Source organism: Mucilaginibacter gossypiicola (assembly GCF_900110105.1).
GTDB lineage: Bacteria > Bacteroidota > Bacteroidia > Sphingobacteriales > Sphingobacteriaceae > Mucilaginibacter > Mucilaginibacter gossypiicola.
In genome coordinates this window covers 47809-62675 of record NZ_FOCL01000021.1, presented here as the reverse complement: position 1 = coordinate 62675, position 14867 = coordinate 47809, and the positions used below count along the sequence as shown (strand labels likewise).

Genomic DNA, 14867 nt, shown 5'->3' with positions numbered 1-14867 from the left:
AATGATCTCAGGGCAAAAGTAAAATAAAATAACAGGAACAATGAGCGGCTCGACCATGAACTACTTTTCAATGACTTAATGACGCGCAGGCAAATGACCTAATGACTAAAAAACGTACCTTCGCAACCAATTATGGTAACTTTTTTTGAAGCTTCGCTCGAAACTATTTCGGTACATCATGTTGGTAATCAGTCGCAGGAAGAGATGTATGCGCTATCTGATCAACCGCTTGAATTGAAAGATGAGATCATCCCTAACCTGCTTATGCAGTATTTTCTGAAACCTTTTGAAAAGGCGAATGAGGTTTACCACCTGATGCACAGTAGCGGCGATCTGGAATTGAACGAGCTGCATCACTTTGCTACGCAGGTATTTGATGACAACACTAAATTTCATGAGGCATCTGAGAAAATAGCGAAGCATTTGTATAAGGTGACCAACCACCCTAACATCAAAGGCGGCGAGCTTTACGTGGTTTACTTCAATAAAGTACAAATTGAAGGCAACCCGCTGGATGCAATCGGTATATTCAAATCAGAAAATAAGGAAACTTATTTAAAAGTTTACCCGGATAAAGGTGGTTTCCAGGTTGACTATGAGCAGGACGCCATCAACATCAACAAACTGGATAAAGGAGTACTGATCTTCAACATTGAGAAAGAGAACGGTTATAAAGTAGTTGTGGTTGATAAAACAAACAACGGACAGGAAGCTGCCCGATTCTGGAAAGATGACTTTCTGCAGCTAAAGATCCGTAACGATAGTTTTAACCAAACCAATAATACGCTCGGCATTTACAAAAACTTTATCACCGAAAAAATCGACGAAGAATTTGAAATGAGCAAGGCCGATAAAATCGACCTGCTCAACCGCTCCATGAAATATTTTAAGGAGAAAGAAACTTTTGATATGGAAGAGTTCTCGAACGAGGTAATTGGCAATGAGCAGGCCATTGAGTCGTTCAAAAACTTCAAGAACCAATATGAGGAAGAGTTTGACAGTCCTATTGCCGATAATTTCATCATTTCAGAAAACGCGGTAAAAAAACAGGCCCGTGTTTATAAAAGCGTGTTAAAGCTCGATAAAAACTTCCACATCTATATCCACGGCGATAAGGAGCTGATTGAGAAAGGCTTTGATGATGGCCGGGCAATGAATTACTATAAGGTTTATTTTAAGGAGGAAGCATAATCGCAAAAAATAACAGATAGTGGATAAACCTTTGTTTTTCGTGACAGTCATACCTGCATAACGAAAAATAAACTTGATCACATGTCTGCCTTAAAAAACTCAATTATATGCTTGTCAATTCTACTGCTCCTCTCTGGATGCAGTGTAAAACACTACACCATCGGGATGAGTGAAAGTGAGTTTAAAAATTCAGAAAAGTACAACCTGGAATTAGTTGAAGAAACATCGCAACATGCCGTATACAGACGAGTAGCTGCGGCAGATCCACAAATGAAACCACTATCATACCATTACTATTATTTTAATAACGGAACATTAGTACGCACAGAACTTGTTGAAACGCCTAAACCGGATGTGGTAGTGCTGAGTAAATAGACTCTTAAACTTAAAACTGCACTCCCCAACGTTCTTCAATCCCCAATCCAAACAAGGCAAAATCATATTTAACAGGATCGTTCGGGTCAAACTCGCGGAGTCTTTCGGTTAATTCAACGGCAGTTTGCCAGTCGGTTTGTTTGCGGTTGATAAGGTTAAGCTTGCGCGATACCCTGTCCACATGCAAATCAAGCGGACAGATCAGGTCGGCTGGTTTAATACGGTTCCAGATGCCGAAGTCAACACCATTATCGTCTTTACGTACCATCCAGCGTAAAAACATATTCAAGCGCTTACAAGTTGATTTTTGCGAAGGCGACGAAACATGCTTTTTAGTTCGATGAGGAAAATCAGGTAAAGAAAAAAAATAAGCCCGAAAATAGTTTAAAGCAATTTCAACTGCCTGCATCTTTTGCTCCCCCTTTAGGGGGCTGGGGGGTACAAAAGCATCCTCCAACGATTCGAACTTTTCATAATGCTGTCTGAAGAAAGCAATGAAATATAAAGTATCCACATCATTAAAGGTGCGGTGTTTAAACTTCAGCAGCTTTTTAAGATCGGGTTCTTCATGGTTAATGATGAAATCATAAGGAGCGCCATCCATTAAGGTGATGAGTTCCTTACATTTCCTGATGATGGTAACCCGTTGTCCCCAGGCTAATGTGGCCGCCCAGAAGCCCATGATCTCAATATCCTGCTTCTGGCTGAACATGTGCGGGATGATAATCGGGTCGTTCTCAATAAATTCAGAGCGATTATATTGGGCAACTTTAGCGTCGAGGAAGGCTTTGAGAGCTTCGCTCCCTATCCCCCTAAAGGGGGAATTGTTCTTATCAGATTCTATATCCATGTGCCGAAAAGTTCACATTTAATATATTTCACGTGAACCGCTGTTTATCATACCTATTGCTTCCATAAAAGTAAGGGCAATAGGTTCGCAGTCGATTGAATAATCATTAAAAATTCCCACCGTATTTCTCTTAAAGCCGATAACGTGGCTCATTATTAAAAAATCACAAAAGCCTATAATATTCTTGTTCTTGCTTTCGACAAATTCTTCTATAATCCTATCGAGTGACCAAAAAGAAAACATATACTCCTGCCATTCATACCCGTAAAATCCGTTTACAACAGCATAAAGCGCTTTAAAATCATCAGGAAAGCTAAAACTTAGAATAGTTTCAGCTTTCTCGAAATCAGCGGCAGTTGCTGGTGGGTTCATTTTCACCTCACATTCATCCCAAAACGCAATAGCTTCCTTTATCCAATCCTCCATAAGAAAGTTTTGATTAAAGGCTTTAGCTCAGCGCTTGTTTAATATCCTCCAGTAAATCCTCAATATCCTCGACACCTACACTCAAACGCAACAGGTTATCAACTACCCCGGCTTTTTCACGCTCAGCTTTAGGGATTGAACCGTGGGTCATGCTTACCGGGTGATTGATCAGTGATTCAACACCGCCTAATGATTCGGCCAGTGAAAATACTTTGAATGACGATGCAATGCGGAATGTTTCCTGCAGATCGGCACCTTTTAATACGATGGAAATCATGCCCCCAAAATCGCGCATTTGCTTTTTGGCTATATCATGGTTAGGATGGTCGGTAAAACCAGGCCAGTAGATCTTTTCAACCTTAGGATGGTCTTTCAAAAACTCAGCTATATGGCGGCCGTTCCCGCAATGCGCTTTCATACGCAGGTGCAGGGTTTTGATACCACGCAGCACCAGGAAGCTATCCATTGGCCCCGGTGTAGCACCGCAGGCATTGTAAATGAACCAGAGCTTTTTGTAAAGCTCCTCATCGTTCAGCATTAAGGCTCCCATTACCACATCGCTGTGGCCACCGATGTATTTGGTTACGGAGTGCATCACGATGTCTGCTCCCAGGTCAATCGGGTTTTGCAGGTAAGGCGATGCAAAAGTGTTATCCACCACAAAAAGTAAATTCTTTTCTTTGGTGATCTTACCTATGGCTTCCACATCAACAATGCGCATGGTAGGGTTGGTAGGTGTTTCTATCCAAACCAGTTTGGTTTTGTCATTCACATGGGCACGTACAAGTTCCGGATCAGACAGATCCAGAAAATGGAATTTAACCCCATAGTTGGCAAAGATCTTGGTAAAAATCCGGTACGAACCACCATACAGGTCATTCCCGGTAATCACTTCATCGCCCGGAGCAAGTAGTTTCATCACCGCGTCGGTAGCGCCCATTCCGCTTGAAAAAGCCAAACCGAACTTAGCATTTTCCAAGGCTGCCAAACAGTCTTCCAAAGCCTTACGGGTTGGGTTAGTGCCACGCGAGTACTCATAACCTTTATTATCCCCCGGCGATTTTTGCCAGTAGGTTGAAGTCTGGTATATCGGCGTCATGATAGCGCCGGTTGTTGGATCGGGCTCCTGCCCTGCGTGTATTGCTTTAGTTGCGAATTTCATATATGGTGAATGGTTGATTGGGTTGATTAAGTGAGTGGTTGTGGTTGGTGAATAGTTGATTGATTTGATCAGGTGAGTGGTTTGCTTCTCCCTAATTAACTACTCACCTAATTGCCCCTTTCACCTAATCAACTGCCCCCTTTTTTGTTTTTAAATATTGAATGTAAGCATTTATTAATCTCAGGCAACTTTCGTATTCCGCCTGAAAAGTTCGTAAGGTTTCATCAGTTATAATCTTTTCATCTAAGGCTACGATTAAATGGTCGAGTGTCTCTGTTAAGGAACCTCTGGCCATTATGCAGAAACGAATATTGTCCTGGTAATGAAACCTGCCATGCCCTTCGGCTAAATTATTGCCTATAGAACGAGAAGAACGAACGATTTGATCTGTCAGTCGGTACTTTTCTTCAACAGGAAACTCTTTTACAAGCCCGGATATCGTATTTCTAATCTTTCTTGCTTGCTTCCATGTTTCAAGATCAGTGAATGAGGCCATCGAATATTAATTTAGTGATTGGTTATTTAGGTTAAACAGATGATAAAATTATTAAGAAACATAGATTACTGCAAATGGGGCTTAAAACCAACCACTCACCTAATCACCCATTCACCAAAAATAAACCACTCACCTAATCAACTCAATCAACCACTCACCCAAACCTAATACGCCCTCGCGAAAAGCACCCTCTGCGTTGAAGGTTTCCCGGTAAAAATACACTTGCCTTCTTCCTGTTTGTTATTCAAAGGTATGCAACGGATTGTCGCCTTAGTTTCCTCTTTTATCTTTTGTTCGGTTTCGGATGTGCCATCCCAGTGAGCACTCAGGAAACCCGGCTGCTCATCTAACAGGCGTTTAAACTCATCCCAGGTATCAACCTCGGTAGTATTTTCAGCACGGAAATCGAACGCTTTTTTGTAGATGTTATTTTGGATCTCTTCAAGCAGGCTTTCTATTTTACCGGCAAGACCTTCCTGTGTGGTAGTTTCTTTGGTTTTAGTATCACGACGGGCCAGCTCAACGGTACCGTTCTGCATATCGCGGCTGCCTATGGCTACGCGCAACGGTACGCCTTTCAGTTCGTATTCAGCAAATTTAGCTCCCGGGCGATGCGTATCACGGTTATCAAATTTCACAGAGATACCTTTGGCCTTTAGCTCTTTTTTCAACGAATCAACGTACGCGCTGATGTTATCCAGTTCTTCCTGGTGCTTGTAAATCGGCACAACTACTACCTGAATTGGTGCCAGTTTTGGTGGCAATACTAAACCCGCATCATCGCTGTGGGCCATGATCAGCGCACCAATCAAACGGGTTGAAACGCCCCACGAGGTAGCCCAAACATGCTCAATTTTATTTTCTTTATTGGTGAACTTTACATCGAAAGCTTTGGCAAAGTTCTGTCCCAAAAAGTGTGATGTACCGGCTTGTAAAGCTTTACCATCCTGCATCAATGCCTCAATACAATAAGTATCCAAGGCTCCTGCAAAACGCTCGTTAGCTGTTTTACGGCCTTTTACCACCGGTAGCGCCATCCAGTTTTCGGCAAAGTCGGCATATACGTTCAGCATTTGCTCGGTTTCGGCAATGGCTTCATCAGCTGTTGCGTGTGCGGTATGGCCTTCCTGCCATAAAAACTCGCTGGTACGCAAAAACAAACGGGTGCGCATTTCCCAGCGCATTACGTTGGCCCACTGGTTTACCAGGATAGGCAGGTCGCGGTATGATTGGATCCAGCCTTTATAGGTGTTCCAGATAATGGTTTCTGATGTTGGGCGGATGATCAGCTCTTCTTCAAGTTTTGCTTCTTCATCCACAATAATATTGCCTTCACCATCATTCTTGAGGCGGTAATGGGTAACAACGGCGCATTCTTTTGCAAAACCGTCAACATGGCTGGCTTCTTTACTAAAAAAAGACTTAGGGATTAAAAGCGGGAAATACGCGTTGCTGTGCCCGGTATCTTTAAACATCTCGTCAAGTACCGCCTGGATCTTTTCCCATATCGAATAACCGTAGGGTTTAATGATCATACAGCCTCTAACCGGCGAATACTCGGCCATGTCAGATTTAATTACCAAGTCGTTAAACCATTGCGAATAATCTTCGTCTTTACTAATAACACCTTTGCTCATATTGATTGGATAGAATTTGGACTTCTGTAATTGTTGTATATTGCTGCCAAATTTATAAATTTAAAACTTATTTGACCTTGCACTTTTTACTTACCTGCATATGAAACGGAACATCGCGATAGGAATGTTTATTATCGGTGCCATGGCGCTGAGTTCCTGCTCTACAACCAAGCTTGCATCAAACCAAAGTAACGACGATGTTTATTTTTCTGACGCGCGAGCGGGCAGTGAACCTGTTTATGCGCAGCAGCCTGCCTACAACCAAACTCCGGTTGCCCAGGAAGATACTTACAGCGATGACGACGATGATTACTTTTATTATGATGATTACGCTTCACGCATAAACCGTTTCAGTTACTTCTCTCCTTTTGGTTATTACGACGATTTTTACTCAGCATATAACAACTATCCTTATTACAATTATGGATTAGGCTATGGTGGTTTAGGCTACTATGACGGCTATTACAACGGCTGGGGATTAGGTTATGGCGGCTACTACGGCGGCTTGGGGCTGGGATTAGGATATGGCTACGGCGGTTACTACAGCGGCTGGGGATTAGGCTACGGATACGGCGGCTATGGCGGTTATTACGGCGGCGGATATGGTTATGGAGGCGGATATGGCGGTTATTACGGTGGCGGATATGCTTCATCGGGTACAGCGCGACCTTACCGTGGCAACGGTAACCCGTTTGCAGGCAGTGGAGGCCGTCCGGTTAACAGCGCAGTTTCGGGTATAGGTTATATTCCGGGAGGCCGCAACAGGCCCATCGGCAGCCGCACAAATACTTACAGTACATACAGCACCGGCAGTAATAACGGCAGTAATAACGGCAGTAATAGCTATAACAACAATGGTACCCGTTATGCACGTCCGGCACGTACGGATGCAGCGCCATCAAGGGGTGATGCACAGCCTGTTTACAGGCAGCCACAGGTTGAACGTACATCGCAGCAACCATCTTATACACCATCGTCAAGCTCAAGCAGTGGCGGCAGTTCACGCAGCACCGGCAGCAGCAGCGGAGGTGGCGGCGGCAGACCATCAAGACCATAAACCTAAATCTTATATTTTATTTACCTGAATTTTATGAAAATCAAGTATTTACTAAGCGTAATTGCTATAGTAGCAATTACTAAAGATAGCTTTGCTCAATACTCACAGGATGCCATCAGGTTTTCTACCTTTCAAACCGGCTCAACATCACGCATCAAGGCTATCGGCAACGCGGGTACGGCCATAGGTGGCGATCTGACCTCAATAAGCGGAAACCCTGCGGGTTTGGGATTTTTTACCCATTCGGAAGTTAGCCTTACACCCGAGTACAATGGTTCAAAAATAAACTCAAGCTTTTTTGGGCAGCCAGGCAGCGCAAACCGCAACGATGTAAACATGAGCAATGCCGCTGTAGTGTTATATCAGCAGCTTAATACCACACACAAGGATAAAAGCAAAGGCTGGCTAAGTATTAATTACGGCGCAGGTTACAGCCGTACCAACAATTTCTATGAAAATGTTGCTTACGGTGGCACAAACCAAACAAGTTCTATTTCTGACTACTACGCGGGTATCGCAAAACGCGAGGTATCTCAATATGGCAGTGTTAATCCCAACGGACTTGATGGCTGGGCCTATGACCATATCCTGATCGATAACTTTGGACCTGCATCTAACCCAGATTCATATTCAAGCACAGTGAATGTTCCGGTGAGGCAGCTGGCTGGTATTACCCGCACCGGTGGGCAGTCGGAGTTTAACCTTTCATTTGGTGCCAATTACAGCAATAAACTATATGTTGGTTTAGGTTTGGCGATTACTGATATCAGGTATAACTCAAACAGCGCCTTCACCGAAAATGGTAACGCTGTTATAACTAATGGCGGTGCCCCTACCGACTTTTCATCAACCTTTTTGCAAAGCCAGGCTACTAAAGGCTCGGGCTTCAATGCCAAATTGGGTATCATTTATAAACCGGTGCAGGCTGTACGTTTAGGTTTCGTATTTACTTCGCCAACATTTTATAATATTGATGACTCATACACCGAAGGCCTTCAAACCCAATACACCGGAGGCAATAGTTACAGAAATCTATCCGATCCGTATCAGCTAAGCTATAATCTGCGTACCCCATTAAAACTGGCAGGAGGCGCAGCAGTATTCATAGGCAAATACGGCTTCATCAGCGGTGATGTTGAATATATAGATTATACAACAACCCACTTAAGCAGTAATGACAGCTACACTGCCGATGGCGATAACAGCGATATCAAATCACTTTACCGTTCAACAGTGAACCTGCACGTTGGTGCCGAAATAAATGTAAACAGCCTGGTTTATTTACGTGGCGGCTACAGTCAGCAAGGCAACCCAATGAAAGATCTGGGTAGTGATATCAAAACTGTTAGTGGCGGTATAGGCGTTCATTTTGGTGCATATTTTATTGACGCTACCTATGCAAGGGTAACCGGCAACCAAACCATCTTCCCTTATGATGTTGGTGCAACAAGTCCTTTTGCTGATTTGAAAAAAGTTAACAACAACGCGTTCCTTACTTTAGGATACCGCTTTTAACCATTGATTTCTTTGATTGATTACGCTGATTGCGTTGATCTGTTCAGCCTCTCTTTCACCTTGAAAGAGAGGCTGTTTTTTTATCAAAAGAATCATCCTTAAAATCCCCTCTCTCCAACATCGTCAGCGAAATCAACGCAATCAAAAAAATCAACGGTCAAATTAAGTAACTTGCCCTTCATAATTTAAATTGACCATGAACAAAAACCTACTAAAAAGTACAGGCATATTTATGTTGCTGACCGGCATCTGCTTTAATGCAGCTGCTCAGCAATCGGCCGAAACAAAAGCCTGGGTAGCCAAATCAAACGAGTACACGAAGATCATCATCGATCTGGACAAAAAATACTCACCCGAGTACGGATCATCACAAGGCCTTGCAGAATACGATAGCCATATAGCCGTACCTACCTTGCAAAATATCAGGGCCGAGCGCAAAGATGAGGAAGCCGTTGTTGCCAAACTTACGGAAGCTCTTAAAACTGAAAAAAACACCTTTATTCAGCAGGATATTAACATCATTATAACCCATCTTAAACTGAGCTTCCGTCAGCAGGACTTTGAACTGAGCCGCCAGGTACCCTTCCTGAACGCATCTTCAACTATTTATAGCGGACTGGAAACATTGCTTGATGACCAAACCCCTGAAGCCCGCCGCCAGGCAGCCGTAATGCGCATTCGTAAATATGCCGGTTTGGAGAAAGGCTATAAACCTTTGGCGACCATTTACAAAGAACGCGTACAACAACAGATGGCAGGCAAAAACATGATCTATCCGTCAAAGCAACAGATGGAAACCGATCTTTCACGCAATGCAAGCATCGTTGGCGGTATTGCCGAGCTTTGCACCAAATACAAGGTGACCGGCTGGGAACAACCCTATGCCACACTTAAAAAACAGCTGGAAGATTATGATAAATGGGTAAAAGCAAATGTATTGGTAAAAGCCCGTACCGATTTCCGCCTACCACCGGAAGAGTATGCCATGAACCTCGAAGCTTATGGTATAGATATTCCGCCGGCTAAAGTTGCTGAAATGGCACATGCGTTATTCAACCAGATCCAGGATGAAATGAAACCTATTGCCGAGCAGATAGCAAAAAAACGCAATTTGCCGTCAAGCGATTATCGTGCTGTGATCCGTGAGCTAAAGAAAGAACAGATCCATGGCGATTCTATCATTCCGTTATACGAACAGCATTTAAAGGATATTGAAGGTATTATCCGCGAGCATCAGCTGGTAACGCTGCCAAACCGCCCGGCTATTATCCGTTTAGCTTCTGCCGCCGAAACTGCACAGAGTCCTGCTCCCCACATGGTACCACCACCATTTCTGAATAATACCGGTCAGCGCGGTGTATTTGTACTGCCATTAAATATGCCTGCATCGCCTGGCGAAAAAGCAACCGACAAATACGACGACTTTACTTTCGATGCCGCCTCATGGACCATCATAGCTCACGAGGCAAGGCCAGGTCACGAATTGCAGTTTGATAAAATGGTAGAAGAAGGTGTGTCACAAGCGCGTGCTCTTTATGCCTTTAACTCAACCAACGTAGAAGGCTGGGGTTTATATTCGGAATATATTACCCGCCCGTATATGCCGCTGGAAGGCCAGCTGGTTTCGTTAGATTATCGCCTGCTCAGGGCCGCCCGTGCTTTTCTCGACCCTGAATTACAGACCGGTAAAATCACCCAGCAGCAGGCACTTGACGTACTGATGAACGATGTGGTACAATCACGCGCTTTTGCCCGCCAGGAAGTTGAGCGTTATACCATTAACGCCCCGGGCCAAGCTAACAGTTATTTTTATGGATTTACCAAGATGATCGCCCTTCGCAAAGACACCGAAGCAGCTTTGGGTAGTAAATTCAACGCCTTGCATTTCCATGATTTCATCCTGTCGCAAGGTATTTTGCCACCGGCATTGATCCGCGAAGCGGTAATGAATGATTTTGTGCCGAAGGAGAAGGCTTTGTAAGACATATTCTCAAACGAAAAAGCCGGATGATTAATATATCCGGCTTTCTCGTTTTTAACCTTCATGGCATTTCAAATGAATTATCCAGGGAATGCGTGGTGGCGTGAGGAGAAATCTTTTACGCTCTGTTTTTACAACATGCATTGCGCACTTTGCATAGCGTCCCCAATGGCGCAAGTGTTGTGTGGTTGACTGGAGGGGGGCTCACTTGTGCCGTGCAATCTGTAACAAGAGAGGCACGAAGCAATCCCCAATTTGCAGGTCCGCCCTGTATAGTTCGCGATTGCTTCGTTCCTCGCAATGACGGTTATTAATAGGCACTACGTTACTTCTTCGCCTGCTTTAACAACCATTCCGCTACATCCTTCGCAGCCTTATCATTCTCGTATCCAGCAGGCAGTCTACCGTTAACATATTCATTATACAACCATGGGTCACCAACGGCTATCACAGTTCCTTTGCCATATTTGGCAGATGCTATAATGGTTGCCCCTTCTTTGTTTTTAAGTACAGGTACAGCAGCGCCGCTTAAACCTATTGAACATGCATCCTTCATAAAAACTTTGGTCGCGGTTTTAAGTACCGGGTTGTTTTTAACGTAAACAGCACCATCCTCAAAATGGGCATCATCAATTACGTGGTTTTGCAGATCATTATTGAAATGCATCCCGAATTTAGCAGCAAGGTTATTGAAATGCGGCAATTCTACGTTCGCACTATCATTTGCCATCATTAGTAAAACACCACCTTTTTTAACCCAGGCGGCAATCTGCTCAATATCCTCTTCCTGGATATAGTTAGGATTTGGGCTTTCCTTTTTGGTATCCGGATCAACTATGATATAAACAGATGATCCTTTCAGGTTGTCCAAAGTTGGCGCTGAACCAAGCGTATCCAGCTTAGCGCCGCGACTTGTAAAAGCCCCGCCAAAGATCTTAAAACCGTTGTTATCCGTTTCATCCCAAAGGTAATGGAAACGCTCCGGTTGCCCGTTTGCACCTTTATGTACTTCGTGATTAAAGTAATAATCGAGCGTTACAGTTTGGGCGTTCGCGGCAAAACCTGCAAGGGTGAACAGGGCGATAAGTGATGATCTTAGTTTCATAATAGGTTTATTATTTGGTTAGCCTGTGTTAGGTGTTGTCACCACAGATTTAACTTTTCTATCTATTTACCAGGTGTTCAGTTTTTTTAGGTGTAAACACTTGCATTTACTTTCAAAAAAAATCAACATTGATAATCAACAAGTTAGCTTCAGTAAAAATAACCTATTTAGCAAAACTGAACACACATGAATTGATAGTCAATAAGTTAACTTTTCGCAAGCTCAAAAACTGAACACCGTGTTTTTTGAAAAACTGAACACTTCTATCTGGGTTCAGTTTTGCAGCTTGTGTTCGGTGTTATCACCGCAGGCTTAATAAAATCATGTCATTGCGAGCGATAGCGTGGCAATCGCATACTATACAGAGCGATTATGCTTCCGTGCGATTGCTTCGTTCCCGAAAAAGGTTCGGGACAGGCTGTTCCTCCACGCAATGACATAACTAACGATATTTTAGTTCTTTATACTCCCCCAAAAATCGAGAACCCGCCATCTACGCAGATCATCGAACCGGTTACAAATGCCGAGGCATCGCTTAATAACCATACCAATGCGCCTTTAAGCTCATCGGCATGACCAAAACGTTTAAATGGAGTTTGTTTAATTACCAGTTCGCCTCTTTGGGTATAACCACCTTCGGGCTTGGTGAGCAGGTTACGGTTTTGTTCGGTAAGGAAAAAGCCAGGTGCCAATGCATTCATCCTGATGCTATCGCCATAACGGTTAGCCAGCTCAACGGCAAACCATTGATTATAGCAATCAACGGCAGCTTTGCCCATGTTATAACCTAACACTTTGGTTATAGCTCTTTTGCTGTTCATTGAGGATATATTAACAATACTGCCTTTACCTGTTTGAGCAATGGCTTCGCCGAAAACCTGCGTAGGGATCAGTGTACCCCAAAGGTTCAGGTCCATCACTTTTTTCATGCCGTCGATATTCATTTTAAAAATATCTTCATCCGGTTGTAAAACGCCTTCAGGCATGTTGCCTCCGGCACCGTTCACCAGGCCATCTATCCTGCCGAAAGCTGCTAACAACTTATCTTTGGCAGCTACCAGTTCGGCCTCGTTCATAACATCGGCAACCAGTGCTATAGCCTTACCTCCGGCTGCGTTTATCGCGTTAGCACGTTCTTCGGCCACTTGAGCGTTACGACCAAGGATGCCTACCGCACCACCTGCTTCAACTATACCATCAATAAAAGCTTTGCCTAATATGCCTGTTCCGCCGGTTACTACAATTACTTTACCAGCTAATGAAAATTGATTATCCACTTATTTATGTTTTCTGTTGATGTATGATTATTTCAGATCAGTTATGGCTATCGCGTCCATATCGGTATAGTCGAGGTTTTCACCTGCCATACCCCAAATGAAGCTGTAGTTTGACGTACCACTGCCCGAGTGGATGCTCCATGGCGGCGATACCACGGCATCATAATTATCCATGGTGATATGCCTTGTTTCCTGTCCCTCGCCCATGTAATGGAAAATCTTTTGGCCTTGAGGAACATCAAAATAAAAATAAGCTTCCATACGCCTGTCGTGCACGTGCGCCGGCATAGTGTTCCAAACACTGCCTTCATGAAGTATGGTTAAACCCATCACCAGCTGGCAGCTGCGTACACCTTCCAGGTGAATATATTTATTGATAGTTCGTTTGTTTGCTGTTGCTACCGAGCCCAGCTCAACCTTAACCGCATCGGCATGGGTGAGCAGGGTTGTTGGATATACCGCATGTGCAGGCGACGAGAGCAGGTAAAATACAGCAGGTACTGATGGATCGGCACTCTCAAAAGTCACGCTTTTAGTTCCTTTTCCAATGTAAAGACAGTCGAGCTTGTTCACTTCAAAAGCTTGTCCATCGGCTTTTACCACACCCGCACCGGCCACACTAATGATCCCTATCTCGCGGCGCTCTAAAAAATAATCGGCGCGCAGATTAGGATAGTTTGGCAGTTCGAGTGTTTTATTTACCGGGTTGGCCATGCCAACAATCATCCTGTCGTAATGGGTATAGGTACAATTAATTTGATCGGGCTGAACCTGTTTATCAATCAAAAACCGTTCGCGTATGGTGGTAGTATCGTAGCTTTTAAAATCCGAGGGGTGGACACTGTGTATTGTTTTCAAAGCAAATGTTGTTTTATCATATACTGGTTAATAATTACAAGTCTACAACCTTAAAAACGATTTCAAAAACCATTTAATCCTTATTTTCACTTCAACGTTATAGTTTATCTGCCGTACCTTAGCGCTAATAAAAATGAAACTATAACGTTAAAGTAAATATTTAACGGTTAGTATATTGTTTTATTTATTTAAGCTTGTATAATTGAATACCTTAACCGCAGCATTTGGCTGTGCTACCAATTCAATAACCGATAAATAACTAAAACTATGAAACATTTAATAACTTATAAAAATATCATGTTGGTAATTCTTCTTTCGCTTACTACTGCGGGTGTTTCGGCCCAACAACAGGAGATCACAGCTAAAAGTGCTAAAACCTGGGTTAAAGACCGCGTTTGGGCCAATGGTTTAAAACTAAAGTTAAACTCATCAACAAACAATGTTGAATTTGCCAAACAATATGCTGCCAATAAAGCCGCCTGGGATAAAGCGTTTGAGTTTCTTCGCGAACGTAACCTTGAGCAAATTGAACCGGGCAAGTATCCTTTAGATGGTGATAATGTTTATGCCATGATCACCGAAGGCCCTTCAAAAGAGCCTGAAAACGCCCTATGGGAATCGCACCAAAACTATATCGACCTGCAATATGTGATCAAAGGGAAAGAAAAAATTGGCGTGGCCCCCATTGAAAGCCTGATGATTACCAAACCTTATGATCCGGAAAAAGATTTTGCCAATTACAGCGGAGATGGTAAATACTTTACTGCTACACCCGATGAGTTTTTTCTGTTTTTCCCAAGCGATGGTCACAGGCCAAATATCAAGGTTGATGGTTATGATAAAGTGAAGAAACTGGTTATTAAGATAAAGGAGATTAAGTAATACTCTTTTTATGTCATTGCGAGGAGGAACGACGAAGCAATCGCACGGAAGCATA

Annotated in this window: 14 protein-coding genes; 6 read left to right on the top strand and 8 right to left on the bottom strand. The window is 43.4% G+C overall.

Going from position 1 to position 14867, the window contains the following annotated elements:
- Window positions 1-132 precede the first annotated feature (132 nt).
- Complete coding sequence (locus BMX50_RS33450; protein WP_091222411.1) at window positions 133-1191, top strand: nucleoid-associated protein; 1059 nt, start codon at window positions 133-135, stop codon at window positions 1189-1191.
- Window positions 1192-1356: 165 nt separating this feature from the next.
- Window positions 1357-1566 (top strand): hypothetical protein, encoded by a 210-nt coding sequence (locus tag BMX50_RS33445; RefSeq protein ID WP_091222408.1) that lies wholly within the window; start codon window positions 1357-1359, stop codon window positions 1564-1566.
- Window positions 1567-1576: 10 nt separating this feature from the next.
- On the opposite strand, the gene BMX50_RS33440 is transcribed toward BMX50_RS33445, so the two are convergent.
- From BMX50_RS33440 to proS, 5 genes are all read right to left on the bottom strand, one after another.
- A complete protein-coding gene (locus tag BMX50_RS33440; RefSeq protein WP_091222404.1) occupies window positions 1577-2416 on the bottom strand; it encodes a TIGR02757 family protein in 840 nt (279 codons plus the stop codon).
- An 18-nt stretch (window positions 2417-2434) separates the two neighbouring features.
- Window positions 2435-2842, bottom strand: coding sequence for an SMI1/KNR4 family protein (locus BMX50_RS33435; protein WP_091222401.1), 408 nt, complete (start codon window positions 2840-2842; stop codon window positions 2435-2437).
- A gap of 22 nt (window positions 2843-2864) precedes the next feature.
- Window positions 2865-4004 (bottom strand): cystathionine gamma-synthase, encoded by a 1140-nt coding sequence (locus tag BMX50_RS33430; protein ID WP_091222397.1) that lies wholly within the window; start codon window positions 4002-4004, stop codon window positions 2865-2867.
- A gap of 124 nt (window positions 4005-4128) precedes the next feature.
- Complete coding sequence (locus BMX50_RS33425; protein WP_091222394.1) at window positions 4129-4500, bottom strand: four helix bundle protein; 372 nt, start codon at window positions 4498-4500, stop codon at window positions 4129-4131.
- Window positions 4501-4664: 164 nt separating this feature from the next.
- Window positions 4665-6137: a proline--tRNA ligase gene (gene proS, locus BMX50_RS33420; protein WP_091222390.1), complete on the bottom strand. Its 1473-nt coding sequence runs from the start codon at window positions 6135-6137 to the stop codon at window positions 4665-4667.
- 100 nt (window positions 6138-6237) lie between these two features.
- Between proS and BMX50_RS34835 the strand changes: the two genes are divergently transcribed.
- The 3 genes from BMX50_RS34835 to BMX50_RS33405 all read left to right on the top strand — a co-directional run bounded on the left by BMX50_RS34835 (window position 6238) and on the right by BMX50_RS33405 (window position 10690).
- A complete protein-coding gene (locus BMX50_RS34835) occupies window positions 6238-7194 on the top strand; it encodes a hypothetical protein (protein WP_208864855.1) in 957 nt (318 codons plus the stop codon).
- A gap of 33 nt (window positions 7195-7227) precedes the next feature.
- Window positions 7228-8709, top strand: a complete 1482-nt coding sequence (locus BMX50_RS33410; protein WP_091222380.1) for an OmpP1/FadL family transporter — start codon at window positions 7228-7230, stop codon at window positions 8707-8709.
- A gap of 196 nt (window positions 8710-8905) precedes the next feature.
- Window positions 8906-10690 carry a DUF885 domain-containing protein gene (locus BMX50_RS33405; RefSeq protein ID WP_091222376.1) on the top strand — a complete coding sequence of 595 codons (1785 nt, stop codon included), beginning with the start codon at window positions 8906-8908 and terminating at the stop codon, window positions 10688-10690.
- A gap of 325 nt (window positions 10691-11015) precedes the next feature.
- Here BMX50_RS33405 and BMX50_RS33400 read toward each other — a convergent pair whose 3' ends face one another.
- The 3 genes from BMX50_RS33400 to kduI all read right to left on the bottom strand — a co-directional run bounded on the left by BMX50_RS33400 (window position 11016) and on the right by kduI (window position 13930).
- The gene (locus BMX50_RS33400) at window positions 11016-11795 is read right to left on the bottom strand and encodes a DUF4350 domain-containing protein (RefSeq protein ID WP_091222373.1); all 780 of its coding nucleotides are present in this window, start codon (window positions 11793-11795) and stop codon (window positions 11016-11018) included.
- A 461-nt stretch (window positions 11796-12256) separates the two neighbouring features.
- Window positions 12257-13072, bottom strand: a complete 816-nt coding sequence (locus BMX50_RS33395) for an SDR family oxidoreductase (protein WP_091222364.1) — start codon at window positions 13070-13072, stop codon at window positions 12257-12259.
- A gap of 27 nt (window positions 13073-13099) precedes the next feature.
- The gene (kduI, locus tag BMX50_RS33390) at window positions 13100-13930 is read right to left on the bottom strand and encodes a 5-dehydro-4-deoxy-D-glucuronate isomerase (protein WP_091222359.1); all 831 of its coding nucleotides are present in this window, start codon (window positions 13928-13930) and stop codon (window positions 13100-13102) included.
- Between the two features lie 267 nt (window positions 13931-14197).
- Between kduI and BMX50_RS33385 the strand changes: the two genes are divergently transcribed.
- Window positions 14198-14812 carry a NanQ anomerase/TabA/YiaL family protein gene (locus BMX50_RS33385; RefSeq protein WP_091222352.1) on the top strand — a complete coding sequence of 205 codons (615 nt, stop codon included), beginning with the start codon at window positions 14198-14200 and terminating at the stop codon, window positions 14810-14812.
- Window positions 14813-14867 lie beyond the last annotated feature (55 nt).